This is a genomic window from Escherichia sp. WS1450, assembly GCF_046487395.1.
GTDB classification, from domain to species: domain Bacteria; phylum Pseudomonadota; class Gammaproteobacteria; order Enterobacterales; family Enterobacteriaceae; genus Escherichia; species Escherichia coli.
On the sequence record NZ_JBJQJO010000036.1, the window covers coordinates 1 to 24,938 of the forward strand.

The following is a 24,938-nucleotide window of genomic DNA, read 5'->3' on the forward strand; positions in this document are numbered from 1 at the left end:
ATGGACGTGATCTGGTTCGCCATCCATTTCAACCAGTTCAGCTTCAAAATCAGCACATACATTTGAAAAGTAAGTGCGTAGTTTTTCTGTCGCGTCATGGTCAAAAATCTGGCGTCGGTATTTGGTGACAAAGACCAGGTGAACATGCATCAGGAAAACACAATGCCTTCCACGCCGGATATCGGTTTCTTTTTTCATAGACCAAAGTATCATTTGACCTGTGAAACGATTACAGGCATTTAAATTCCAGTTAAGACCAGGTGGTCAACAGGAGTGTGAAATGAGGCGCTTCGCAGGCGCATGTCGTTTCGTTTTCAATCGCGCTCTGGCGCTTCAGAATGAGAATCATGAGGCCGGTAATAAATACATCCCTTACGGGAAAATGGCTTCCTGGCTGGTTGAGTGGAAAAACGCCACTGAAACGCAATGGCTTAAAGATTCGCCCTCACAGCCATTGCAACAGTCACTGAAAGACCTTGAGCGGGCTTACAAAAACTTCTTCCAGAATCGGGCTGCTTTTCCCCGATTCAAAAAGCGGGGACAGAATGATGCATTCCGCTATCCGCAGGGCGTTAAGCTCGATCAGGAAAACAGCCGTATTTTTCTGCCGAAACTGGGCTGGATGCGCTACCGGAACAGCCGTCAGGTCACGGGTGTTGTAAAAAATGTCACTGTCAGCCAGTCCTGCGGTAAGTGGTACATCAGTATTCAGACAGAAAGTGAAGTATCAACTCCGGTTCACCCTTCAGCATCAATGGTCGGGCTGGATGCTGGCGTGGCTAAACTCGCCACGCTGTCAGATGGCACAGTCTTTGAGCCTGTAAACAGTTTTCAGAAAAACCAGAAGAAGCTGGCGAGACTTCAGCGACAGTTAAGCCGCAGGGTCAAATTCAGCAACAACTGGCAGAAGCAGAAACGCAAAATACAGCGACTGCATTCCCGTATCGCAAATATCCGCAGGGACTACCTTCACAAAGTCACAACGACCGTCAGCAAAAACCACGCAATGATAGTCATTGAGGATTTGAAGGTCAGCAACATGTCAAAGTCAGCAGCGGGTACGCTCAGCCAGCCGGGGCGCAATGTCCGGGCAAAATCAGGTTTAAACCGTTCGATACTGGATCAGGGCTGGTATGAAATGCGCCGCCAGCTTGAGTACAAGCAGCTCTGGAGTGGCGGTCAGTTGCTTGCTGTTCCGCCAGCGTACACAAGCCAGCGTTGCGCGTGCTGTGGTCATACTGCGAAAGAAAATCGCCTGTCACAAAGTCAATTCAGATGCCAGGTATGTGGATATACAGCGAACGCCGATGTAAATGGCGCTCGTAACATTTTAGCGGCGGGGCACGCCGTTCTTGCCTGTGGAGAGATGGTGCAGTCAGGCCGCTCGTTGAAGCAGGAACCCACCGAAATGATTCAGGCGACAGCCTGAACGTAGCAGGGATCCACGTTCTTCAGGGCGTGGAGGATGTCAAGTTGGCGCTGTATGTGCTGGCGTTTCTCGACCGTTCGAATATCGGTTTTGCCAAACAAACCTACCAGATTGATACCGGGCTGAGTAATGAAGCTTATGCGCTGGGAGCAGGCATTTTCTTTGTGGTATATGCGTTTCTGGGTGTTCCGGCGAATCTTTTGATGCGCAAACTGGGGGCCAGAACCTGGATTGGTACGACAACACTGCTGTGGGGATTTCTTTCGGCAGCCATGGCATGGGCCGATACTGAAGCGAAATTTCTGATCGTTCGCACTCTGCTTGGTGCTGCGGAGGCCGGGTTCTTCCCTGGTATGATTTATCTCACCTCGCAATGGTTTCCGCAGCGTAATCGCGCCAGCATTATGGGGCTGTTCTATATGGGCGCACCGTTGGCGTTAACACTGGGATCACCGCTTTCCGGCGCGCTGCTGGAGATGCATGGATTTATGGGGCATCCCGGCTGGTTCTGGATGTTTGTGATTGAAGGATTGCTGGCAGTCGGCGCTGGGGTATTCACATTCTTTTGGCTTGATGACACGCCGGAGCAGGCACGTTTTCTGAGTAAAGAAGAAAAAACGTTGCTTATCAACCAACTGGCAAGTGAAGAACAACAGAAAGTGACTTCTCGACTGAGCGATGCGCTGCGTAATGGGCGAGTCTGGCAACTGGCGATTATCTACCTGACCATTCAGGTGGCGGTTTACGGATTAATTTTCTTCCTGCCGACGCAGGTTGCTGCATTGTTGGGGACAAAAGTGGGCTTTACGGCGTCGGTGGTCACCGCCATTCCGTGGGTCGCGGCCTTGTTTGGGACCTGGCTTATTCCGCGCTATTCCGATAAAACCGGCGAACGGCGTAATGTCGCGGCGCTGACATTACTGGCGGCAGGCATTGGTATTGGTCTCTCCGGGCTGCTTTCTCCAGTACTGGCGATCGTAGCGCTGTGTGTTGCAGCCATCGGGTTTATTGCCGTGCAGCCGGTGTTCTGGACGATGCCGACACAACTGCTTTCCGGTACGGCGCTGGCGGCGGGGATTGGTTTTGTAAACCTGTTTGGTGCAGTGGGTGGGTTTATTGCCCCGATCCTGCGCGTGAAAGCAGAAACGTTGTTTGCCAGCGATGCGGCGGGATTACTGACGCTGGCAGCGGTGGCGGTCATCGGTTCGCTGATTATTTTCACTCTGCGTGTAAATCGCACTGTTGCGCAGACCGACGTGGCACATCATTAATAGGTTAAGGAACACCATGAACGCATTATTAACCAATCCCTTTAAAGAACGTTTACGCAAGGGCGAAGTGCAAATTGGTCTGTGGTTAAGCTCGACTACTTCTTATATGGCAGAAATTGCCGCCACCTCCGGTTATGACTGGTTGCTGATTGACGGGGAGCACGCGCCAAACACCATTCAGGATCTTTATCACCAGCTACAGGCGGTAGCGCCCTATGCCAGCCAACCCGTGATCCGTCCGGTGGAAGGCAGTAAGTCGCTGATTAAACAAGTCCTGGATATTGGCGCGCAAACTCTACTGATCCCGATGGTCGATACTGCCGATCAGGCACGTCAGGTGGTGTCTGCCACGCGCTATCCTCCCTACGGTGAGCGTGGTGTCGGGGCCAGTGTGGCACGGGCTGCGCGCTGGGGACGCATTGAGAATTACATGGCGCAAGTCAACGATTCGCTTTGTCTGTTGGTGCAGGTGGAAAGTAAAACAGCACTGGATAACCTGGACGAAATCCTCGACGTCGAAGGGATTGACGGCGTGTTTATTGGACCTGCGGATCTTTCTGCCTCGTTGGGCTACCCGGATAACGCCGGGCACCCGGAAGTGCAGCGAATTATTGAAACCAGCATTCGGCGGATCCGTGCTGCGGGTAAAGCGGCTGGTTTTCTGGCTGTGGCTCCTGATATGGCGCAGCAATGCCTGGCGTGGGGAGCGAACTTTGTCGCTGTTGGCGTTGACACGATGCTCTACAGCGATGCCCTGGATCAACGACTGGCGATGTTTAAATCAGGCAAAAATGGGCCACGCATAAAAGGTAGTTATTGATATCAAAGGCCCATGGGGATCGGCTGTGGGCCTGTGTTAATTAGTGGTTATTCGCTGCCAGATCGGCTTCGCTTAGCTGGGTGGCCGCGAGCACCAGGTCACGATCAATGCCCTGTTCCAGCATGCGCAAAGCAATTTTAATGGCTTGTTCATGCATGCCTTCCTGCAAACCTTCTAATTTACCCTCCTGCCAGCCAATTTGATGTCCTTCCTGCCGTAGCCGTTCAGCAATAGTCATTAATCTCTCCTTTTAATGACCGTTCGGAATATCAGCATCAGTGAGTTGGGTTGTCGCCAGCACAATCTCACGTTCAAAGCCCTGTTCCAGCATGCGCAAGGCAATTTTAATGGCTTGTTCATGCATACCTTCTACTTTGCCTTTCTGCAACCCCTCCAATTTACCCTCCTGCCAACCTTCAATTTTACCTTCCTGCCAGCCAATTTGATGTCCTTCCTGCCGCAGCCGTTCAGCAATAGTCATTAATCTCTCCTTTTGTAGTGGTGAACGTTCGGCAATCTCCTGAATAAAGCGGGTGAAACGGGAGGTATCGCCGCATTGCAGCAGATAATTAAACAGCGTTTGTAGCTGGCTGTCATTAGTGAAGCCTCTAACCAAAAGCGTGGTGATCCTGTCGACCATACCGATTAAATCGCGGTCGCGAATATGCTTTTGAATCAGTTCCAGCAGAGCTATACGCCGATGTTGCATGATCTCATCGTCAGGTACGATGGTGATATCCACCAACGGAAAAGCTTCGGTGTACAACTGCCGGGCAAGTTGCGGATCGTCAAACTCATCCAGCCAGTTGAGTGAGTACGGGTAGGGCGAGGTTTCGCCATGATAAAACAGCAATGGCACCACCAGCGGAACTCTGTCATAGCCTTTATCCAGGTGACGCTGCATGGCGGCAGTGGCATAGCGCATTAGCCGAAAAGCCATATTCTTTTCTGCAGAGCTTTGATGTTCAATCACGCAGTAGATATAGCCTTCACCGTCGCTGGTTTCCACAGACCACAAAACATCCGAGTAGTAAGCGCGTAAACTTTTTTCAATAAAGCTGGTGGGTTCCAGGCGTAAAGTTTGCAGGTTGCAAAGCTTGCGCAGCGGCTCTGGTAGATGTATTTCCAGAAAATCCCGAGCGGTTTCGGGTGTGAACATAAAGGTTTTAAACACCGCATCATGCGGGGAGGAGGTTGTTGATTCGGTCATGGTTGTCCGTCACCTGATATTTATGATGACGCGACATTACGGTTATCCCAGGCCTTTGACATCTGCCAGTTTCAGCCTTTGCGAGACGTTTTCAGAGGAATTTTCACTGCGTTGCAACGCATACATTGGGCACGGAATCGTGTACGCAAAAATGCCCGGTAACAACATGCTTACCGGGCATCAGAAAGGAGTTTAAGCCAGCGCCTGGGCCAGCAGCGTAATCGGATGTTCGCAGCGAAGACTTGTGGACATCTCAATCTGCCATTTGCAGGTTTCGCAGTCGGTAACCACCAGATCTGCGCCGCTTTCTTCTATCTGACGGAACAGTGGTGCGCCGATGGCTTGTGAGGTGGGGTAGTTCTCTTTTTTGAAACCGTAAGTACCCGCAATACCGCAGCACTGGGAATCCAGCACCGTTAACTCAAGCCCCGGGATTTTACGCAACAGCTCCAGGGTGTAGAGCGTCCAGCCCATTTTTTCCATATGGCACGGAGTGTGATAAACCACTTTCAGCGGCAGCGGTTTCAGCGGTAACGTTTTGCCTTCGTCCAGCTTGCGCCACAGCCAGCGGGTCGCCAGTTCGATATGATCGCGCAAGCCTTTGTTGTCGACATTCAGCACTTCCGGGTATTCGTCGCGCAGGGCAAAGGTACAGGTTGAGGAGGTGGCAATCACCGGAATACCTTTTACTCCCACTGCTTCGCGGATCGACTCTACATTTGTGATTGCCTGTTTACGTGCTTTATCGGTAAAGCCGTTGGCGATCAGCGGTACGCCGCAGCATTTTTCTTTGCTGAGCAGTTGTACACCGGTACCCATTGCGTTGAGCACTTTAATTAAATCTTTGCCTAACTGCGGATGGTTGTAGTTAACGAAGCAGCCGTGAAAGAAAGCCACCTGGTCTTTATATTGTGCCTGCTGGGCCGCCACGCTGTGATACCAGCGACGGAACGTACCGAAGGAGTATTTCGGTAGCGTGCGGCGATGATCGATTTTTAACGCCGCATCAAGCAGCTGCCGCACTGGTTTCAGCGAGGTAGCGGTATTGACGATTGGTGCGAACGGCGTGGAAACGCTACCCATCAGGTCGGTATGACTCAACACAAAATTGCGCAGCGACGGGCGTGTGGTGTCATATTTCGCCCGCGCGCGCTGGATGATATCGCCAATCTTCACATCGGACGGGCAGGCGACTTCGCAACGTTTGCAGTTGATGCAATATTTCAGCGCCTCGTCATACAGTGCGCCATCTTTCAAACGCAGACGCTCGCCATCCGGCCCGGCTTGTTTTGGCCCCGGATATCCCGGATTCACCCGGCTCACCGGGCAGGCGGTGGTGCAGACGGTGCACTTAATGCAGTTTTCGAAGCTGGTGTCGTTCATTGTCGGCCTCCTGCGCGTTGGGCAATCTGTTGAGCGGCATGTAAAGCACTGACGGCACAAACACCGCCGCCGCATCTCTGGGCGATGGGATCAAATCCGCCCAGCACCGAACCGATGGCAAACAGGTTCTCAATGGTTTGACCTGCCTGCGACGGGCGTAGTGCCTCATCAGTGGTTACACCGAACTGCTGCCACGGTTGCGGCGCAAAAAAATCGCCCTTATACCATTCACCCCGCGTGGCGGTTTGTAGCACATCAAGGCCGAGAATCGGCTCGCGAATGCCGTCACGTTCTGCCACCAGTCCGCCGCTAAAGAAACTGCCGCTCGCAAGCACCGCAAATCGTGGGCGCAGCGGGATATCGGCGTGATTGCGGGTCCAGATTTCATTCACTACGCCATTTTTACAGGTCACTTTTTTCACTTCATCGCCTGGCATCCACACGCCACCCTGGCGCACAAACTGACGTTGAAGCTGATTTTGCAGACGAATGCCCAGCACGGAAGGCGGCAGCGTTGGCAAAAGCATCAATGAACAAGGTAGTTTTTCGTTCAACCAACGCCAGAGTTTGTCATCAGCCAGGCCGAAGCAGGCGGGCATCAGGATCATTTCGCAGGTATTGGCGACAGGAATAAGCGCATCAAGTAACAGCGACCAGTTCTCTTCGTTATCAAGGAAACGGGCGATATTCACCGCGCGAAACTCGGTGGCGTTGTTGCGCAGCACATCCAGTTCCGGCAGTTCAATTTCTGCGGTTTCAACTTTAAGATCCAATTCGCGCAATGAAGCCGCCGCAAGATGCGCCTGAAAATCCATCAGGCCGCTTATCCCGACCACACATATTTTCTTCGCGGGCAACGGCCAGACAGGAACTTCTGGCGAACTTAGCCAGGTTGAGCGCAGAGTGCCGAGTGGCGTAATCCGCTGGTGGGCCAGTTCTACGCTGCCCTGTAATTGCGCACCGCTTTCAGCGATTAATGCTTGCGCCTGGCAAGCGAGATCGAGCACGCGCTGTGGGCCGAGAACGCTGTAAGGATGGGCAGGTGCCTGCTGACGCAAAGATTCCAGTCCACTGTGAATGTCTGTCACCGGTTGACCATCCGGCAGATGGCTCAGCAAATCCAGCGATCCAGATGAGAAATGGAGCGCGCTTTGACCACGAGTGACAATGGTACAGCGCAGGCCGTGTTTTTGCAGTTGCAGGCCACAGAGTAATCCGGCGAGGCCGCCGCCCATAATGACAGTATCAAAGCGCATCTTTCTGCTCCTTCTCCAGACCACACAGTCCCTGATAAACCCAGCGGGTAAATTCGCTTTCGCGCAGTGCGTCTCCCCAGGCGATGGGTTGCACGCCTTTCCAGCGTTCGTTAAGGAAGGTGGAAAGTTGCTCGATAGATTGCGCGGACGTCGTGACGTTAAAACGTTGCAGCAGTCCGGCAGCCCGGCAGGCGCAGAGTTCGCCCTGGCAGGTACCCATCCCTACACGGGTACGACGGCGTAAATCCAGCAGGCTGTTAACATTTAAATTTTCTACTGCGTACTGCACTTCACCCGCAGTTACCGCTTCGCACTCACATACCAGGCTGCGGTGCAGGCGGCCTTCGCTCAGCCAGGCTGGTGTGCGATCGCCGTGCCGGTAAACTGCGGAACCGCGCAGCGGAGCGGGCAGGGAGATCACTTTGCGCAGCGTGACTTCTGCCGGTTCCTGTGAGCCAGGCAACGGCGTGTCGGCAGTGGTACAGGGGCGCGTATTGCCCAGCTTGCGACATACCGCGTCGGTAGCCCATTCCGCCATCAGCCGATAGGTCATCAGTTTGCCACCGGTGATGGTGATAAATCCGTCCAGACCATCGCGTTCAGCATGATCGAGCAGCACGATGCCACGGCTGACGTTACGTCCGCTCGGGTCGTCATCGCTGGCAACCAGTGGACGCACGCCAGAGTAGGCCCGCAAAATGCGCGTTTTCGCCATCACGGGGGCCAGTTTTTCCCCTTCACGCAGCAGAATATCAACTTCTTCTGCCGTCACTCGATTATCGTCAATCTCGTTGTAATCAATACGTAAAGAGGTGGTGCCAATCAGCGAAATGGTATCGCCAGGCACCAGAATATCGGCGTCGGACGGTTTGCGGCAGCGGTTGATCACATGCTGATTAATGCGGTGGTCCATGATCAGCAGCGATCCTTTCGCCGGGAACATGCGAATGCGGAGATCGGCATATTCGGCAATGTGTTGCCCCCAGATCCCAGCGGCATTAACCACGACAGGCGCATGAAGGGCCTGAGTTTCGCCGGTGAGATGGTTACGTACACGAACGCCGCACACCGTCGCGCCTTCACGAATCAGTCCCGTGACCTCATGAGCGGTAAGGATAACGGCACCGTGTTCTTTGGCATCCAGCATGTTTGCTGCGGTCAGACGAAATGGATCAACGGTGCCATCCGGAACTTTCACCGCGCCAATCAGTGCCGGGTTAACGGCAGGTTCAATAATGCGCGCTTGCTGCGGGTCTATAGCTTCTGCGCTGATCCCTGCTTCTTCGCAGGCGCGGATAAAAGTGGCCTGGAAGGAGAGATCATCTTCCGGCAGGGTGATAAACAGGCCGTTGGTCGGTTCAACGCAGTGACGCGCAATGCGTTTCAGGATCTGGTTTTCACTAATACATTCGCGGGCCGATTCCGAATCGGTTACCGCATAGCGCGCACCGCTGTGCAGCAGGCCGTGGTTACGCCCGGTGGCACCGGTTGCGATGTCGTGGCGTTCTACCAAAATCACGCGCAGCCCGCGCAGGGCACAGTCGCGGGCAATCCCGGCTCCCGTTGCGCCGCCGCCAATGATAATCACGTCACTTGATTGCGAGTCGCGAGTTTTCATTGTTATCCCTCTGAAGTTCGTTTTTTACCATTTAGCCATAGTAAAAACATGAATTGTTTGATTTCGCGCATATTCGCTCATAATTCGAAAGTGAAACGTGATTTCATGCGTCATTCTGAACATTTAACCCATCGTATTTAATAATGTGTGCGGTAATTCACATTTAATTTATGAATGTTTTCTTAACATCGCGGCAACTCAAGAAACGGCAGGTTCTCCCACTGAATCAGGCTGTTAATCATAAATAAGACCACGGGCCACGGAGGCTATCAATGTTGAGTATTTTTAAACCAGCGCCACACAAAGCGCGCTTACCTGCCGCGGAGATCGATCCGACTTATCGTCGATTGCGCTGGCAAATTTTCCTGGGGATATTCTTTGGCTATGCTGCTTACTATTTGGTTCGTAAGAACTTTGCGCTCGCTATGCCTTATCTGGTCGAGCAGGGCTTCTCACGCGGTGATTTAGGTTTTGCCCTTTCGGGGATCTCGATTGCTTATGGATTTTCGAAATTCATCATGGGCTCGGTGTCGGATCGCTCGAATCCGCGCGTTTTCCTGCCCGCAGGTTTGATTCTGGCGGCGGCGGTGATGCTTTTTATGGGCTTTGTGCCCTGGGCGACGTCGAGCATTGCGGTGATGTTTGTGCTGCTGTTCCTCTGCGGTTGGTTCCAGGGGATGGGATGGCCGCCGTGCGGTCGTACTATGGTGCACTGGTGGTCGCAGAAAGAACGTGGCGGCATTGTGTCAGTATGGAACTGTGCGCACAACGTCGGTGGTGGTATTCCGCCGCTGCTGTTCCTGCTGGGGATGGCCTGGTTCAATGACTGGCACGCCGCGCTCTATATGCCCGCATTCTGCGCCATTCTGGTGGCACTGTTCGCCTTTGCGATGATGCGCGATACCCCGCAATCCTGTGGCCTGCCGCCGATCGAAGAGTACAAAAATGATTATCCGGACGACTATAACGAAAAAGCGGAACAGGAGCTGACTGCGAAGCAAATCTTCATGCAGTACGTGCTGCCGAACAAACTGCTGTGGTACATCGCTATCGCCAACGTGTTCGTTTATCTGCTGCGTTACGGCATCCTCGACTGGTCACCGACTTATCTGAAAGAGGTGAAACACTTCGCGCTGGATAAATCCTCCTGGGCCTACTTCTTCTATGAGTATGCGGGCATTCCGGGCACCCTGCTGTGCGGCTGGATGTCGGACAAAGTCTTCCGCGGTAACCGTGGGGCCACCGGCGTCTTCTTTATGACACTGGTGACCATCGCGACTATCGTTTACTGGATGAACCCGGCGGGCAATCCGAACGTCGATATGATCTGTATGATTGTTATCGGCTTCCTGATTTACGGTCCTGTGATGTTGATCGGTCTGCATGCGCTGGAACTGGCACCGAAAAAAGCGGCAGGTACGGCAGCGGGCTTTACCGGGCTGTTTGGTTACCTGGGCGGTTCGGTGGCGGCGAGCGCGATTGTTGGCTACACCGTGGACTTCTTCGGCTGGGATGGCGGCTTTATGGTAATGATTGGCGGCAGCATTCTGGCGGTTATCTTGTTGATTGTTGTGATGATTGGCGAAAAACGTCGCCATCAGGAATTACTGCAAAAACGCAACGGAGGCTAATGGCATGAAATTGACGCTGAAAAACCTTAGCATGGCGATCATGATGAGCACTATGGTCATGGGAAGCGGTGCAATGGCGGCGGATAACAACGAAAAAATAGTCATCGCCCATCGCGGTGCCAGTGGATATTTGCCGGAGCATACGCTGCCAGCAAAAGCGATGGCGTATGCGCAGGGAGCGGATTATCTGGAACAAGATTTGGTGATGACCAAAGACGACCATCTGGTTGTCCTGCATGACCATTATCTCGATCGTGTTACTGATGTTGCCGATCGTTTCCCGGATCGGGCGCGCAAAGACGGTCGTTACTACGCGATAGATTTCACGCTCGATGAAATTAAGTCACTGAAATTTACCGAAGGTTTCGATATTGAAAACGGTAAGAAAGTACAGACTTATCCGGGCCGTTTCCCGATGGGTAAATCTGACTTCCGGGTACACACTTTCGAAGAAGAGATTGAATTTGTTCAGGGGTTAAATCACTCTACCGGGAAAAATATCGGTATCTATCCAGAAATTAAAGCGCCGTGGTTCCATCATCAGGAAGGGAAGGATATTGCGGCAAAAACGCTGGAAGTGCTGAAGAAATATGGTTACACCGGTAAGGACGACAAAGTTTATTTGCAATGTTTTGATGCCGATGAACTGAAGCGTATTAAGAATGAGCTGGAACCTAAAATGGGCATGGACCTCAATCTGGTACAGCTGATTGCCTATACCGACTGGAACGAAACTCAGCAGAAACAGCCGGACGGAAGCTGGGTTAATTACAACTACGACTGGATGTTTAAGCCGGGAGCCATGAAACAGGTGGCGGAATATGCAGATGGTATTGGTCCGGATTACCATATGTTGATTGAGGAGACATCGCAGCCGGGTAATATCAAACTCACTGGCATGGTGCAAGATGCTCAGCAGAACAAGCTGGTAGTGCATCCTTATACCGTGCGGTCAGATAAACTGCCTGAATACACTACTGATGTGAATCAGTTATATGATGCTCTGTATAACAAAGCGGGTGTAAATGGGCTGTTTACTGATTTCCCTGATAAGGCAGTAAAATTCCTTAATAAAGAGTAATGCTATTGCAGGATGGCGTTCATGCGCCATCCTCTGCTAAAGAGAAATAATGTTACTCCCGGTTGTTCTATTCATTAACCGGTGCATCCTGTTAAAAAAGATGCCAACATATTTGCGTAAAACTCATTCGTTAAGAAAGCTAACACTGGGCATTGTTATTCCTTAAATAGTATGAATTGGGTTCAATAATAAATTGTATTGCAGTTTATACTGTAAAGTATTATTCGCATTTCGGAAAAGTAAAGAAAATATTAATGTATCTTATTAATTTATCATATTGGTCTTGAGTGAATGCTGTTTGCACACCTTCAGGACAATATTCACCAGTAATAACCAGTTGTCCATTGCTGTGTTGTACCATTAAACCTTTTTTTCCTTTGGATCTTCAAGCTTAGAATTATCAAACGTGAAGATGTTATTTTCCTGTTTTGAGTAAGCAAAGAAATCTCGTGTATAGCTGAAACTATCATTTATTAATGGTGCTAACTTTTTGTCGGCGATATCGATAAGCTCACCACTTAATTTATTTATGTATTTCATTTGGTTCAATTTTTTCTGCGCTTGTACAATTTGCTTGTAGGTATTTTTAATTTCCTTAGAAGAATTCTTGAATTTATCATAGCGTTCCACGGAGGATGCGTATTTGTACCATTCTGTATTTTTCTCAGAATGTAGTAGCAGGTCTGTATATTTTTTTTGATCGCTGTAAAGTTGACTTTTAATACTTTCCTCACTGCTGGTTTTATAAGGTTTATCAGAGCTGTTTATTTTTGAAATGTCTTTTTCTGTCGGTGACTGGACCGTGTTGTGGATATTTTCTTTTATAACATGTTCATTGATGATGTTAATTGCAGTTTCATATTCATTTAAGTTTATTGTTCTTTGTGAAATAAACCCTTCTTTGCTTTCGACACTCAAAATACCTTCGTTGTTTTCACCTCGGGTAAAGGTAAGGGTATAGGGTTCATAATCCGCTGCAAATTCATTTTTATACGTTATGACATGTTCGACAAAATGTCTTATTGGTACGAAACCATAACTGTGAACGTCAATTTTTTGGGTCTTGATACTATCAATTGCATCTGAGGCTTTCGTGAAAAAAGCCAATAAATTAGCTATGCTGTCTGCTGAGGTTGATAACCCGTATCTACTTTGAGATATTTTTAGAAACTCATCGCAAAAAATCTCAAGTTTCGCGGTTTGTTGTGATTCTTTGTAAACTTCTGCTGGTTGCAATTTATTATTTTGTAAAATATTACAGCGAGATAAGTGAATAGATGTATTTGGCATAAATGATTCCTTGTAGTGTGAGTTAACAAGATACAATCTAATCTTTGCAAAATATATTCACTATCAAATTTAGCTCATTTTATTACGAAGACCTTTACGCATGTTAGAAAGTATCATTATTGTTAATAAATACGGTAATAAGTAACAAACAGATATTGATAACTTCCCTGACAAGTTATTAGGTATCCCACTTGAAGATTGAGAATGGCTCCAGAGTAAACTGTGTACTGTTCGCCGGAGTGTCATTACTCTCAACAATCGGTTTTGACAGTGAGTCGGGCGCTTCATACCGGTTTCTACCTGGAGTCATTGTCACTTCTCCCAACTGGATAAATATATATCGCCAATTCACAAAGTGGGCCAAAATCAGGTGAAAACGAATTATTACGCCTGGTAAAGGCTATAGTACAACTAAGTGTGGCGAATCAGGCAGTCTTGCATTTGTCATCAATCTCATGTCTTACATCAAATTTTTCCACTCACCACGAGTTGTTCCGTACACATTTGTAGTAAAAACAGTGGACTGCCTTCTACCGGCTTTTCTTTAGCCAGCAACGAAATCTGTCGATAGAAGGTTGGTTCGAGAGGAACGGAACACAATTCATCTGCAATGGTTTTCAGCGTTAACTCTGGTAATAAGGCGATGCCTAATCCCTGTCGAATAAAACTGATCGCTGTATCCGGGTGATTAAATTCATATTTTATCTGTGGGGTAATATTCTTTTCTTTAAATAGTGCCATAATGCTTAATTCATAGCGTCCTTTACTAATAATTAATGGTTCACCCATTAACTCTTCCACTGTAATAGTGCTGTTTTTTGCCAGAGCATGGTTGGGCGGTAACACTACGGTGAATTTATCCTGATAAATGGGCACGGAGTACATTCCGCTCACCGGAAAATGAACAAAACCGGCATCAATGGATTCATTCTGAAGGGAATCAATAATCGCTGTGCTATTTTCCTCAAAAGGAATAATTTTTATATTCGGATGATGAATTTCAAAGTAGCGAATCACAGCCGGTAAGATACAGGCGCAGACGCTGGGGAAACAACCAAGTCTCAGCGTTCTTTGAGGGTTCTGCTTTTCCTGCTCGGCTATCTCTTTTACTGCGTTAACTTCCCGATTAATGGCGCGCAGATGATGCACAATGCGATGACCTGCTGTGGTCAGTTGTATAGCTTTACGGCGATCGCGTAACAGTATATTCACACCAAGTTCTTGTTCGAGGGCAGCAATTGCCTGACTTACCGCCGACTGCGTCATGAACAATCGCTTGCTGGCTTCAGTAAAGCCACCGTAATCCAGCACGGCGAGTAAAGAATTTATTTGGGTAAGAGTCATTAGAGTTTGCTAATCAATAATATTAAAACGATTAATTTCTCTAATAGCATGCCGCCATTTATACTTCTGTTCTGCAAAGTACATCACAATTTGACGCAACCGCAGTAACGGGAGTGTTGTCTGCGTGCGTCATCCTGACAGGCGGTAGGGTATGAAAGAGAAGTTATGGACGAAGGATTTTTGGGCAATAACCATCATCAGCTTTATTATTTTCTTCGTCTTTTATGTTTTACTAACATTGTTGCCAATTTATATCTCTGACCGCTTGCATGCCTCTCCTGATAAAGCCGGTTTATTGGTGACTTTATTTTTAATTGCCGCCATTGTTATTCGCCCCTTTGCCGGGCAATGGGTGGGTAAATATTCGAATAAAACTATTCTGGTGCTCTCTTCTCTGGCCTTTTTGTTGGTCACTGCGTTGTATCCTTTTTGCCACTCAATTGAATCACTGCTTTTTATTCGGGTGCTTCATGGTATTACCTTCGGGGTTATTACTACGGTAAAAGGAACGATTTCCGCGCGGCTGATCCCGGCCTCCCGACGTGGGGAGGGCATCAGTTTTTTCTCTCTGGCAATGGGGCTGGCAATGGTGGTCGGGCCGTGGATTGGCCTGAATATGGCGCGCTGGGAGGCCTTTAATATGGCTTTCTGGTTATGCACCGGCGTGGCAGCGGTGGGGATTATTCTGTCGCTGATTATGACAGTGCCGCCGGTTATCAGCCATGCTGATGGTTCAAAGCCGAAAATGGGCTTCGCCGCCATGTTCGATCGCGCGGCGTTGCCATTTGCGATGGTCACCTTTTTTATGACCTTTTCGTATGCCGGGGTTTCTGCTTTTCTGGCGCTTTATGCACGCGAACTTAACCTGATGTCGGCAGCCAGTAATTTCCTGCTTTGCTACGCTATCTTCCTGATGATCTGCCGTACCTTTACCGGCAATGTCTGCGACAAAAAAGGACCGAAATATGTGGTTTACCCTTGCCTTGTGTTCTTTACGGTTGGACTGGTGGTTCTCGGCTACACCCAGGGAAGCATAATGATGGTTGTTTCTGGCGCGTTGATTGGTATCGGGTATGGTTCCGTGACGCCAGTTTTTCAGACGCAGATTATCAGTTCAGTGGAACCGCATAAAATCGGTGTCGCAAACTCCCTATTCTTCAATGCGATGGATGCAGGCCTGGCGCTGGGAGCCTGTGTGATGGGGATGATGGTTGCACATACTGGCTACCGAATGATTTATCTGCTGGGTGCACTATTAGTGGTAGTGGCTGGTGGAGTCTATGCGCTGCAAATGAAGGGTAAAAGCGGTGTCGCGCTAGTAGTGGCAAAAGAAATTCATTAATACGACACGTTTCATTAAGATTTTTCGCAGGTAACCACCTATAGTCATTGTCGTTAATAAAAAATGACAGGCGATAGGGTATGGCAGTTTCAGCAAAGCACGACGAATTTAATCACTGGTGGGCAACAGAGGGCGACTGGGTTGAAGAGCCTAACTATCGCCGTAATGGTATGAGCGGGGTGCAATGCGTCGAGCGCAACGGCAAAAAGCTATATGTAAAGCGCATGACGCATCATCTGTTTCATTCCGTACGTTATCCTTTCGGCCGACCAACGATTGTCCGTGAGGTTGCGGTAATTAAAGAACTGGAACGGGCCGGTGTCATCGTGCCGAAGATCGTTTTTGGTGAAGCGGTGAAAATTGAGGGGGAATGGCGCGCGTTGCTGGTGACTGAAGATATGGCGGGGTTCATCAGCATTGCTGACTGGTATGCCCAGCATGCAGTAACGCCCTATTCTGACGAAGTACGGCAAGCCATGTTGAAAGCAGTGGCGCTGGCGTTTAAGAAAATGCATAGCGTTAATCGTCAGCATGGCTGTTGTTATGTTCGCCATATCTATGTGAAAACAGAAGGTAAGGCAGAAGCTGGTTTTCTTGATCTGGAGAAAAGTCGTCGCCGCTTGCGTCGCGATAAAGCGATTAATCATGACTTCCGCCAGCTGGAAAAATATCTGGAGCCGATCCCTAAAGCGGACTGGGAGCAGGTGAAAGCGTATTACTACGCCATGTAATCGTTGTAGGCCAGATAATACGCGTAAGCGTCGTATCTGGCGCTAGTACCCGATCACAACTCGATTTCAATATCGCCTTTTGCCCGGCAACAACAGGGCAAAATTTCCCCCGGCTGAATAAAGGCTAACGGTTCGGCAATCCAGTCCACCTGGCCTGCAACAAGGCGCGTGCGACAGGAACCGCAGTAACCTTCGCGGCACTGGTACTCAACCGCCACATTGTGGGATTCCAGCGCCGCCAGAAGGGAAGGGTGTTCATCCTGGCACAGCAGTTGTGTGCCAGTGATGCGCAGGGTAACGCGAGCCATCAGAGCTGGAAGTTACTCAAATCGTCGGTGTCCACTTCCGAGTCAATCTGCCCGACCAGATAAGAACTGACTTCCACTTCCTGCGGAGCAACCTGCACGTTATCAGACACCAGCCAGGTATTGATCCACGGGATCGGGTTGGAGCGTGTCTGGAACGGCAGATCCAAACCGACTGCCTGCATGCGGATATTGGTGATGTATTCAACGTACTGGCAGAGAATGTCTTTATTCAGACCAATCATCGAACCGTCACGGAACAGATAATCCGCCCAGTCTTTCTCTTGCTGTGCCGCCTGGACAAACAGGTCATAGCATTCCTGCTTACATTCTTCGGCAATTTCCGCCATCTCCGGATCATCCGCACCGCTGCGCAGCAGATTCAGCATATGCTGAGTACCGGTCAGGTGCAGGGCTTCGTCGCGGGCAATCAGACGAATAATTTTGGCGTTACCTTCCATCAGTTCGCGTTCTGCAAAGGCAAAGGAACAAGCAAAGCTGACGTAGAAGCGGATCGCTTCCAGCGCGTTAACGCTCATCAGGCAGAGATACAGTTTTTTCTTCAGCTCGCGCAGGCTAACGGTTACGGTTTTACCGTTAACGGTGTGGGTACCTTCGCCCAGCAGATGCCAGTAGCTGGTCATTTCGATCAGCTCATCGTAATAGCTGGAGATCCCTTCCGCACGTTTCTGGATCTGCTCGTTGGTGACGATATCATCAAACACAACGGACGGATCGTTAACGATATTACGAATGATATGGGTATAAGAACGAGAGTGAATGGTTTCTGAGAACGCCCAGGTTTCGACCCAGGTTTCCAGTTCAGGGATCGAGATCAGCGGCAGCAGTGCCACGTTCGGGCTGCGACCCTGAATGGAGTCCAGCAGCGTCTGATATTTCAGGTTGCTGATAAAGATGTGTTTTTCGTGTTCAGGCAGTGCCTGGTAATCGATACGGTCACGAGAAACGTCAACTTCTTCCGGACGCCAGAAGAAAGAGAGCTGCTTTTCGATCAGCTTTTCGAAGATGTCATATTTTTGCTGATCGTAGCGAGCCACGTTAACCGGCTGACCAAAGAACATCGGTTCTTTCAGCTGATCATTTTTCGTCTGTGAAAAGGTGGTATATGCCATGAATGTGTCCTGTTGGGAGTTTAATGCCGGATAAGGCATTTTACGCCGCATCCTGTGCCTGATGCGACGCTGGCGCGTCTTATCAGGCCTACAAATCCGAGCCGTAGGCCGGATAAGGCGTTTACGCCGCATCCGGCACCCGGAGCCTGATGCGACGCTGGCGCGTCTTATCAGGCCTACAAACCGAGCCGTAGGCCGGATAAGGCGTTCACGCCGCATCCGGCATCTCAATATCAGATCTTACATGCGCCGCTTTCGCAGCCATCGTCCTGGATTGACGGCACCAGATCGTCTTGTGCGTCTTCAGCGCCGTCACGGGTGTTCTGATAATACAGCGTTTTGACCCCGAATTTGTAGGCGGTGAGCAGGTCTTTCAGCAACTGCTGCATCGGCACTTTTCCTGACGGGAAGCGTGACGGATCGTAGTTGGTGTTAGCAGAGATCGACTGATCGATAAATTTCTGCATGATACCCACCAGTTGCAGGTAGCCATCGTTACCCGGCATTTCCCACAGCAGCTCATAGGCGTCGTGCAGATGCTCGTAGTCCGGCACCACCTGGCGCAGAATACCGTCTTTCGACGCTTTGATGCTGACGTAACCACGCGGCGGTTCAATACCGTTAGTGGCGTTAGAGATCTGCGAAGAGGTCTCGGACGGCATCAGAGCAGAAAGCGTGGAGTTACGCAGGCCGTGCGTTTTGATTGACTCACGCAGTGCTTCCCAGTCGTAATGCAGCGGCTCATTAGCGATGGCATCCAGATCTTTCTTATAGGTATCGATCGGCAGGATCCCTTTCGCGTAAGTGGTTTCGTTAAACCACGGGCACGCGCCTTGCTCTTTCGCCAGCTCATTAGAGGCTTTCAGCAGGTAATACTGAATGGCTTCGAAGGTTTTATGCGTCAGGTTGTTGGCGCTGCCGTCGGAGTAGCGTTTACCGTGCTTCGCCAGGTAGTAAGCGAAGTTGATCACACCAATACCCAGCGTACGACGACCCATCGCTCCACGTTTGGCGGCCGGGATCGGGTAATCCTGATAGTCCAGCAGCGCGTCGAGTGCGCGTACTGCCAGAATTGCCAGCTCTTCCAGTTCATCCAGGCTATTAATTGCGCCCAGGTTGAAAGCAGACAGCGTACACAGCGCGATTTCACCGTTCTCGTCGTTGACGTCGTTCAGCGGTTTGGTCGGCAGGGCGATTTCCAGGCACAGGTTAGACTGGCGCACTGGCGCGATGGCCGGATCAAACGGGCTATGGGTATTGCAGTGGTCAACGTTCTGAATATAGATACGACCGGTAGACGCACGTTCCTGCATCATCAGCGAGAACAGCTCAACGGCTTTCACACGCTGCTTGCGGATGCTGTCGTCTTTCTCATATTTGGTGTACAGGCGTTCAAACTCTTCCTGATCGGCGAAGAACGCGTCGTACAGCCCCGGTACGTCGGACGGGCTGAACAGGGTGATATCTTCACCTTTCAGCAGACGGGTATACATCAGTTTGTTGATTTGTACCCCGTAGTCCATATGACGCACGCGGTTGCCTTCCACCCCACGGTTGTTTTTCAACACCAGCAGGCTTTCAACTTCCAGATGCCACATCGGGTAGAACAGCGTAGCCGCACCGCCACGCACACCGCCCTGAGAGCAGGATTTCACCGCTGTCTGGAAATGCTTATAGAACGGAATACAACCGGTATGGAACGCTTCGCCACCGCGAATCGGGCTACCCAGCGCACGAATACGCCCGGCATTGATGCCGATCCCGGCACGCTGGGAAACGTATTTAACAATCGCGCTGGAGGTGGCGTTAATGGAATCCAGGCTGTCACCGCACTCGATCAGTACGCAGGAGCTGAACTGACGAGTCGGGGTACGCACGCCGGACATGATTGGCGTCGGTAGCGAAATTTTAAATGTGGAAACCGCGTCGTAAAAACGCTTCACGTATTGCAGGCGCGTTTCACGCGGGTAGTTCGAGAACAGGCACGCGGCAACCAGAATATAAAGGAACTGGGCGCTTTCGTAGATTTCGCCGGTCACGCGGTTCTGTACCAGATATTTGCCTTCCAGCTGCTTAACGGCAGCATAAGAGAAGGTCATATCACGGTCGTGATCGATAAACGTGTCCATCTGCTTGAACTCTTCTTCCGTGTAGTCTTCCAGCAGATGATTATCGTATTTGCCCATCTCTACCATTTTCACCACGTGGTCGTACAGCGCAGGCGGCTCAAACTGGCCGTAGGCTTTTTTACGCAGGTGGAAGATCGCCAGGCGCGCGGCGAGATACTGATAATCCGGCGCATCACGGGAGATCAGGTCTGCGGCAGCCTTAATAATGGTTTCGTGGATGTCAGAGGTCTTGATACCGTCATAAAACTGAATGTGGGAGCGCAGTTCGACCTGGGAAATCGAAACGTTATGCAGTCCTTCTGCCGCCCAATCCAGAACGCGATGGATTTTGTCGAGATTGATGCGCTCTGTGCTACCGTCGCGCTTTGTCACCAGCAGATTCTGATTCATGTATGTCGTACCTGTTTTTGGAATTCTTTCCGCAATAGTTTCATGCAGACTACCTGTAGTGAGGGAAGCTGCTTAGAACACTATATATAGGGGGTATGTTTGGGATTCACTGCAAGATAGTGTGAAAATGGCCCTCTTGCAAGTGCATAACTTTGTGGATAACTCAGGAAGGAAAAAGTGGCTTTCGCGCACCTTAGGTCAGACAAGGTGTCCGGGAAAGTCAATGGGAAGAGAAAAATTTGTTAAAAATAACTGTTCGGCGATTTCTTGAACGGAAGAATAGGTTAGATAAATTGATATAGATGGTTTATTAATCTTTTGGCTAATGATTGCAAAAATTGATCTAAGCACGAATCATCGCATAATCTGATGTATCAGTTCTGGTCAATATATAAGCGAATGTAAGCGATTGTTGATATCGAAATGGTTGTTTTCTCTTCGGTTATTGTTAAATGCGAAGCCATTTTGTTAATTTACCTTATATTATAAGAAAATTATTCATTACTTTAATTTAGTTTAAATATAACTAATATCCCTTAAGGTGATTAACTTGAATTATGACGCACTGATATTATTCATGAAATAATAACAAAATAGCCATTGCACGGGGTTGAACAATTTACAAAAGAAAAATAACCCATATCGTATAATGCGATTAAATATGCCGTCTTATAGAAAATGATGGTCAGATTAATATGCGGATTATTTTTCTACGCAAGGAGTATTTATCTTTACTCCCGTCAATGATTGCGTATCTTTTCTCTGCTAACGGTGTCGCGGCGGCCATTGATTTATGCCAGGGATATGATATCAAAGCGAGTTGTCACGCCAGCAGGCAAAGCCTTTCAAGCTTTACGCAGGACTGGAGCATCGCCGATGGGCAATGGCTGGTTTTTTCGGATATGACTAATAACGCCAGCGGTGGGGCCGTATTTTTGCAACAAGGAGCGGAGTTTTCTCTATCGCCAGAAAATGAAACTGGAATGACTCTGTTTGCCAATAATACTGTCTCAGGAGAATATAATAACGGCGGGGCAATATTTGCTAAAGAAAACTCAACGCTGAATCTTACTAATGTTATTTTTTCCGGTAACGTTGCAGGTGGCTATGGTGGCGCAATCTATTCTTCTGGTACTAACGATACTGGTGTCGTCGATTTACGTGTCACTAACGCCGTGTTTCGCAATAACATCGCTAATGACGGCAAAGGTGGTGCAATTTATACCATCAACAATGACGTCTATTTAAATGAAGTTATTTTTGACAATAACCAGGCATATACATCAACAAGTTACAGTGATGGCGATGGAGGGGCAATCGATGTCACCGATAATAATAGCGATATCACGCATCCGTCAGGTTTCACAATAATAAATAACACCGCATTTACAAATAACTCTGCTGAGGGATATGGCGGGGCGATTTATACCAATAGCGTGACGGCTCCCTATCTTATTGATATTTCAGTTGATGACAGCTACAGCCAGAACAACGGTGTTTTAGTGGATGAGAACAATAGCGCAGCAGGCTATGGAGATGGTCCTTCCACTGCGGCGGGTGGCTTTATGTATCTCGGCTTAAGTGACGTTACCTTTGATATTGCCGACGGAAAAACGCTGGTTATCGGCAATACAGAGAATGACGGAGCTGTTGACTCTATTGCTGGTACCGGGTTAATCACCAAAACAGGTTCCGGCGATCTGGTACTTAATGCAGATAACAATGACTTTACTGGCGAGATGCAGATTGAAAACGGTGAAGTTACCCTGGGCCGCAGCAACTCCCTGATGAATGTCGGCGATACGCATTGCCAGGACGATACGCAAGACTGCTACGGTCTGACGATAGGGAGTATTGATCAGTATCAGAATCAGGCTGAGCTAAACGTTGGCTCGACCCAACAAACTTTTGTGCACGCATTGATGGGCTTTCAGAATGGCACTTTAAATATCGATGCTGGTGGCAACGTTACTGTTAATCAGGGCAGTTTTGCTGGCACCATCGAAGGTGCTGGTCAGCTCACCATTGCGCAAAACGGCAGCTACGTGCTGGCAGGGGCTCAGTCGATGGCGCTAACTGGCGATATAGTCGTTGATGATGGCGCGGTGCTTACGCTGGAAGGCGACGCGGCAGATCTTGCCGCTCTCCAGGACGATCCGCAGTCGATCGTGTTAAACGGCGGCGTGCTTGATCTCTCTGATTTCGCCACCTGGCAGAGCGGCACATCATACAACGATGGCCTTGAAGTCAGCGGCAGCGGCGGTACGGTTATCGGCAGTCAGGATGTGGTGGATCTCGCAGGTGGCGACAATTTGCATATCGGCGGCGACGGGAAAGATGGCGTCTACGTGGTGATCGATGCGGGCGACGGGCTGGTTAGCCTGGCAAACAATAATAGTTACCTGGGCACCACGCAAATCGCTTCCGGTACGCTGGTGGTGAGCGACAACTCGCAGCTTGGCAATACCGACGAAAACCGTCAGCTCATCTTTACTGATAGCCAACAACAAAGTGAGATGGAAATTACCGCTGACGTTGATACTCGTTCAGAGGCAGCAGGTCACGGGCGTGATATTGAAATGCGCGCCGACGGTGAAGTGGCGGTTGATGCGGGGGTAGACACGCAGTGGGGCGGACTGATGGCTGACAGCAGCGGGCAGCATCAGGATGAGGGTAGCACATTGACTAAAACGGGGGCGGGTACGCTGGAACTGACCGCCAGCGGTACGACGCAGTCGGCGGTACGTGTCGAAGAAGGCACCCTGAAAGGCGATGTTGCGGATATCTTCCCTTATGCTTCGTCGCTGTGGGTCGGTGACGGGGCAACGTTCAAGACTGGCGCGGATCAGGATATTCAGTCAATTGATGTTACTTCCAGCGGCACTATCGACATCAGCGATGGTACGGTTTTGCGCCTGACCGGGCAGGATACTTCCGTCGCCCTTAATGCCTCACTGTTTAACGGCGATGGGACGCTGGTGAATGCCACCGATGGCGTGACGTTGACAGGCGAGCTTAACACCAACCTTGAAACTGACAGCCTGACTTATCTTTCCGACGTAACAGTTAATGGCAATCTGACCAATACGTCCGGTGCGGTCAGCCTGCAAAATGGCGTCGCCGGCGACACGCTGACGGTAAACGGTGATTATACCGGCGGTGGTACGCTACTGCTCGATAGCGAATTAAACGGCGATGACTCGGCAAGTGACCAACTGGTGTTGAACGGTAATACTGCTGGCAACACGACCGTGGTAATTAATCCCATTACGGGTATTGGTGAGCCGACATCTACAGGCATTAAAGTGGTTGATTTCGCAGCCGATCCAACGCAATTTCAAAACAATGCGCAGTTCAGTCTGGCGGGCAGCGGCTACGTCAATATGGGAGCGTATGACTACACGCTGGTGGAAGATAACAACGACTGGTATCTGCGATCGCAAGAAGCAACGCCACCATCGCCACCTGATCCAGACCCGACTCCTGATCCAACACCCGACCCGGAACCTACGCCTGCCTACCAGCCGGTGTTGAATGCCAAAGTTGGTGGATATTTTAATAACCTGCGGGCGGCAAATCAGGCGTTTGTGATGGAGCGACACGATCACGCTGGTGGCGATGGTCAGACGCTGAATTTACGTGTTATCGGCGGAAATTATCATTACACAGCAGCGGGGCAACTGGCTCAGCATGAAGACACTTCTACGGTGCAGCTTAGCGGCGACTTGTTTAGCGGGCGCTGGGGCGCGGATGGCGAGTGGATGCTTGGGGCGGTTGGTGGCTACAGTGATAACCAGGGCGACAGCCGCTCGAATATGACCGGAACTCGCGCCGATAACCAGAACCACGGTTATGCCGTTGGTCTGACCTCAAGCTGGTTTCAGCACGGTAATCAGAAGCAGGGGGCCTGGCTGGATAGCTGGCTGCAATACGCGTGGTTTAACAATGATGTTTCCGAACAAGACGATGGCACAGATCATTACCATTCGTCGGGGATTATCGCCTCGCTGGAAGCGGGGTATCAGTGGTTACCGGGGCGTGGTGTGGTGGTTGAACCGCAGGCGCAGGTGATTTATCAGGGCGTGCAGCAGGATGATTTTACCGCCGCTAACCATGCGCGCGTGTCACAATCGCAGGGTGATGATATTCAAACGCGGCTGGGTTTACACAGCGAATGGCGTACCTCTGTTCATGTCATACCAACATTAGATCTGAATTATTATCACGATCCCCATGCGACGAAAATTGAAGAAGATGGCAGCACTATCAGTGACGAAGCGGTAAAACAACGGGGTGAAATAAAAGTGGGAGTCACGGGCAATATCAGTCAGCGAGTGTCCCTGCGTGGTAGCGTGGCGTGGCAGAAAGGGAGTGATGATTTTGCCCAGACGGCAGGGTTTTTGTCGATGACGGTGAAATGGTAATCGCTGTCTGACCGGCACTATTGCCGGATGCGGCGTAAACTGAACTGCACCCCAAATGTTGGACATAATCTGACATCTGAAGGTGCAGTTTATGAAACATTCATTTGAAGTAAAACTTGCCGCTGTAAATCACTACCTGGCTGGTCATGCA

General features: G+C 50.0%; 18 protein-coding genes and 2 pseudogenes. 9 read left to right on the plus strand and 11 right to left on the minus strand.

What is annotated here, in order from left to right; genetic code table 11:
* The coding region (tnpA, locus tag ACJHYR_RS24865) for an IS200/IS605 family transposase (protein ID WP_113771391.1) at window positions 1-213 on the minus strand (213 nt) is incomplete at its 3' end.
* Window positions 214-220: 7 nt separating this feature from the next.
* Between tnpA and ACJHYR_RS24870 the strand changes: the two genes are divergently transcribed.
* From ACJHYR_RS24870 to yfaU, 3 genes are read left to right on the plus strand one after another with little or no spacing between them, the layout of a single operon-like run.
* Window positions 221-1,429, plus strand: a complete 1,209-nt coding sequence (locus tag ACJHYR_RS24870; protein ID WP_001310055.1) for an RNA-guided endonuclease InsQ/TnpB family protein — start codon at window positions 221-223, stop codon at window positions 1,427-1,429.
* The gene (locus ACJHYR_RS24875; protein ID WP_042004878.1) at window positions 1,426-2,700 is read left to right on the plus strand and encodes an MFS transporter; all 1,275 of its coding nucleotides are present in this window, start codon (window positions 1,426-1,428) and stop codon (window positions 2,698-2,700) included. The genes ACJHYR_RS24870 and ACJHYR_RS24875 overlap by 4 nt, the downstream gene beginning before the upstream one ends.
* A gap of 16 nt (window positions 2,701-2,716) precedes the next feature.
* On the plus strand, window positions 2,717-3,520 hold the full coding sequence (gene yfaU, locus ACJHYR_RS24880) for a 2-keto-3-deoxy-L-rhamnonate aldolase (protein ID WP_000992992.1): 804 nt from the start codon (window positions 2,717-2,719) through the stop codon (window positions 3,518-3,520).
* Between the two features lie 40 nt (window positions 3,521-3,560).
* Here the strand turns inward: yfaU and ACJHYR_RS24885 are convergent.
* The 5 genes and pseudogenes from ACJHYR_RS24885 to glpA all read right to left on the minus strand — a co-directional run.
* Window positions 3,561-3,770, minus strand: a pseudogene (locus ACJHYR_RS24885) (hypothetical protein); the annotation flags it as partial.
* Window positions 3,771-4,730, minus strand: coding sequence for an ISNCY family transposase (locus ACJHYR_RS24890; RefSeq protein WP_000140599.1), 960 nt, complete (start codon window positions 4,728-4,730; stop codon window positions 3,771-3,773). It abuts the pseudogene before it with no gap.
* A 192-nt stretch (window positions 4,731-4,922) separates the two neighbouring features.
* On the minus strand, window positions 4,923-6,113 hold the full coding sequence (glpC, locus tag ACJHYR_RS24895; protein WP_001000352.1) for an anaerobic glycerol-3-phosphate dehydrogenase subunit GlpC: 1,191 nt from the start codon (window positions 6,111-6,113) through the stop codon (window positions 4,923-4,925).
* Window positions 6,110-7,369, minus strand: coding sequence for a glycerol-3-phosphate dehydrogenase subunit GlpB (gene glpB / locus ACJHYR_RS24900; protein ID WP_072837585.1), 1,260 nt, complete (start codon window positions 7,367-7,369; stop codon window positions 6,110-6,112). Before glpB ends, glpC begins: the two co-directional genes overlap by 4 nt.
* On the minus strand, window positions 7,359-8,987 hold the full coding sequence (gene glpA, locus ACJHYR_RS24905; RefSeq protein ID WP_000857281.1) for an anaerobic glycerol-3-phosphate dehydrogenase subunit A: 1,629 nt from the start codon (window positions 8,985-8,987) through the stop codon (window positions 7,359-7,361). Before glpA ends, glpB begins: the two co-directional genes overlap by 11 nt.
* Window positions 8,988-9,259: 272 nt before the next feature.
* Between glpA and glpT the strand changes: the two genes are divergently transcribed.
* Both glpT and glpQ read left to right on the plus strand, forming a co-directional pair.
* Window positions 9,260-10,618, plus strand: coding sequence for a glycerol-3-phosphate transporter (gene glpT, locus ACJHYR_RS24910; protein WP_000948719.1), 1,359 nt, complete (start codon window positions 9,260-9,262; stop codon window positions 10,616-10,618).
* A 4-nt stretch (window positions 10,619-10,622) separates the two neighbouring features.
* On the plus strand, window positions 10,623-11,699 hold the full coding sequence (glpQ, locus tag ACJHYR_RS24915; protein ID WP_000779113.1) for a glycerophosphodiester phosphodiesterase: 1,077 nt from the start codon (window positions 10,623-10,625) through the stop codon (window positions 11,697-11,699).
* 220 nt (window positions 11,700-11,919) lie between these two features.
* Here glpQ and ACJHYR_RS24920 read toward each other — a convergent pair.
* Window positions 11,920-12,989: pseudogene (locus ACJHYR_RS24920) on the minus strand (hypothetical protein).
* A gap of 465 nt (window positions 12,990-13,454) precedes the next feature.
* Window positions 13,455-14,333 carry a LysR family transcriptional regulator gene (locus ACJHYR_RS24925; protein ID WP_000176736.1) on the minus strand — a complete coding sequence of 293 codons (879 nt, stop codon included), beginning with the start codon at window positions 14,331-14,333 and terminating at the stop codon, window positions 13,455-13,457.
* Between the two features lie 151 nt (window positions 14,334-14,484).
* Between ACJHYR_RS24925 and ACJHYR_RS24930 the strand changes: the two genes are divergently transcribed.
* Entirely contained in the window at window positions 14,485-15,675 is a 1,191-nt protein-coding gene (locus tag ACJHYR_RS24930; protein WP_000660225.1) for an MFS transporter, read from the plus strand.
* Window positions 15,676-15,755: 80 nt separating this feature from the next.
* Window positions 15,756-16,406, plus strand: coding sequence for a lipopolysaccharide kinase InaA (gene inaA, locus ACJHYR_RS24935; RefSeq protein ID WP_000301028.1), 651 nt, complete (start codon window positions 15,756-15,758; stop codon window positions 16,404-16,406).
* Window positions 16,407-16,459: 53 nt separating this feature from the next.
* Here the strand turns inward: inaA and yfaE are convergent, their stop codons facing one another.
* The 3 genes from yfaE to nrdA form a co-directional block, all read right to left on the minus strand.
* Window positions 16,460-16,714, minus strand: coding sequence for a ferredoxin-like diferric-tyrosyl radical cofactor maintenance protein YfaE (yfaE, locus tag ACJHYR_RS24940; protein ID WP_000135039.1), 255 nt, complete (start codon window positions 16,712-16,714; stop codon window positions 16,460-16,462).
* The gene (gene nrdB, locus ACJHYR_RS24945) at window positions 16,714-17,844 is read right to left on the minus strand and encodes a class Ia ribonucleoside-diphosphate reductase subunit beta (protein WP_000332037.1); all 1,131 of its coding nucleotides are present in this window, start codon (window positions 17,842-17,844) and stop codon (window positions 16,714-16,716) included. The genes yfaE and nrdB overlap by 1 nt, the downstream gene beginning before the upstream one ends.
* A gap of 233 nt (window positions 17,845-18,077) precedes the next feature.
* Window positions 18,078-20,363 carry a class 1a ribonucleoside-diphosphate reductase subunit alpha gene (gene nrdA, locus ACJHYR_RS24950; protein ID WP_001075170.1) on the minus strand — a complete coding sequence of 762 codons (2,286 nt, stop codon included), beginning with the start codon at window positions 20,361-20,363 and terminating at the stop codon, window positions 18,078-18,080.
* Between the two features lie 127 nt (window positions 20,364-20,490).
* Between nrdA and ypaB the strand changes: the two genes are divergently transcribed.
* Both ypaB and yfaL read left to right on the plus strand, forming a co-directional pair.
* Window positions 20,491-20,634 (plus strand): protein YpaB, encoded by a 144-nt coding sequence (ypaB, locus tag ACJHYR_RS24955; protein ID WP_001300064.1) that lies wholly within the window; start codon window positions 20,491-20,493, stop codon window positions 20,632-20,634.
* A gap of 424 nt (window positions 20,635-21,058) precedes the next feature.
* Complete coding sequence (gene yfaL, locus ACJHYR_RS24960) at window positions 21,059-24,787, plus strand: AIDA-I family autotransporter adhesin YfaL/EhaC (RefSeq protein WP_001220095.1); 3,729 nt, start codon at window positions 21,059-21,061, stop codon at window positions 24,785-24,787.
* Window positions 24,788-24,938 lie beyond the last annotated feature (151 nt).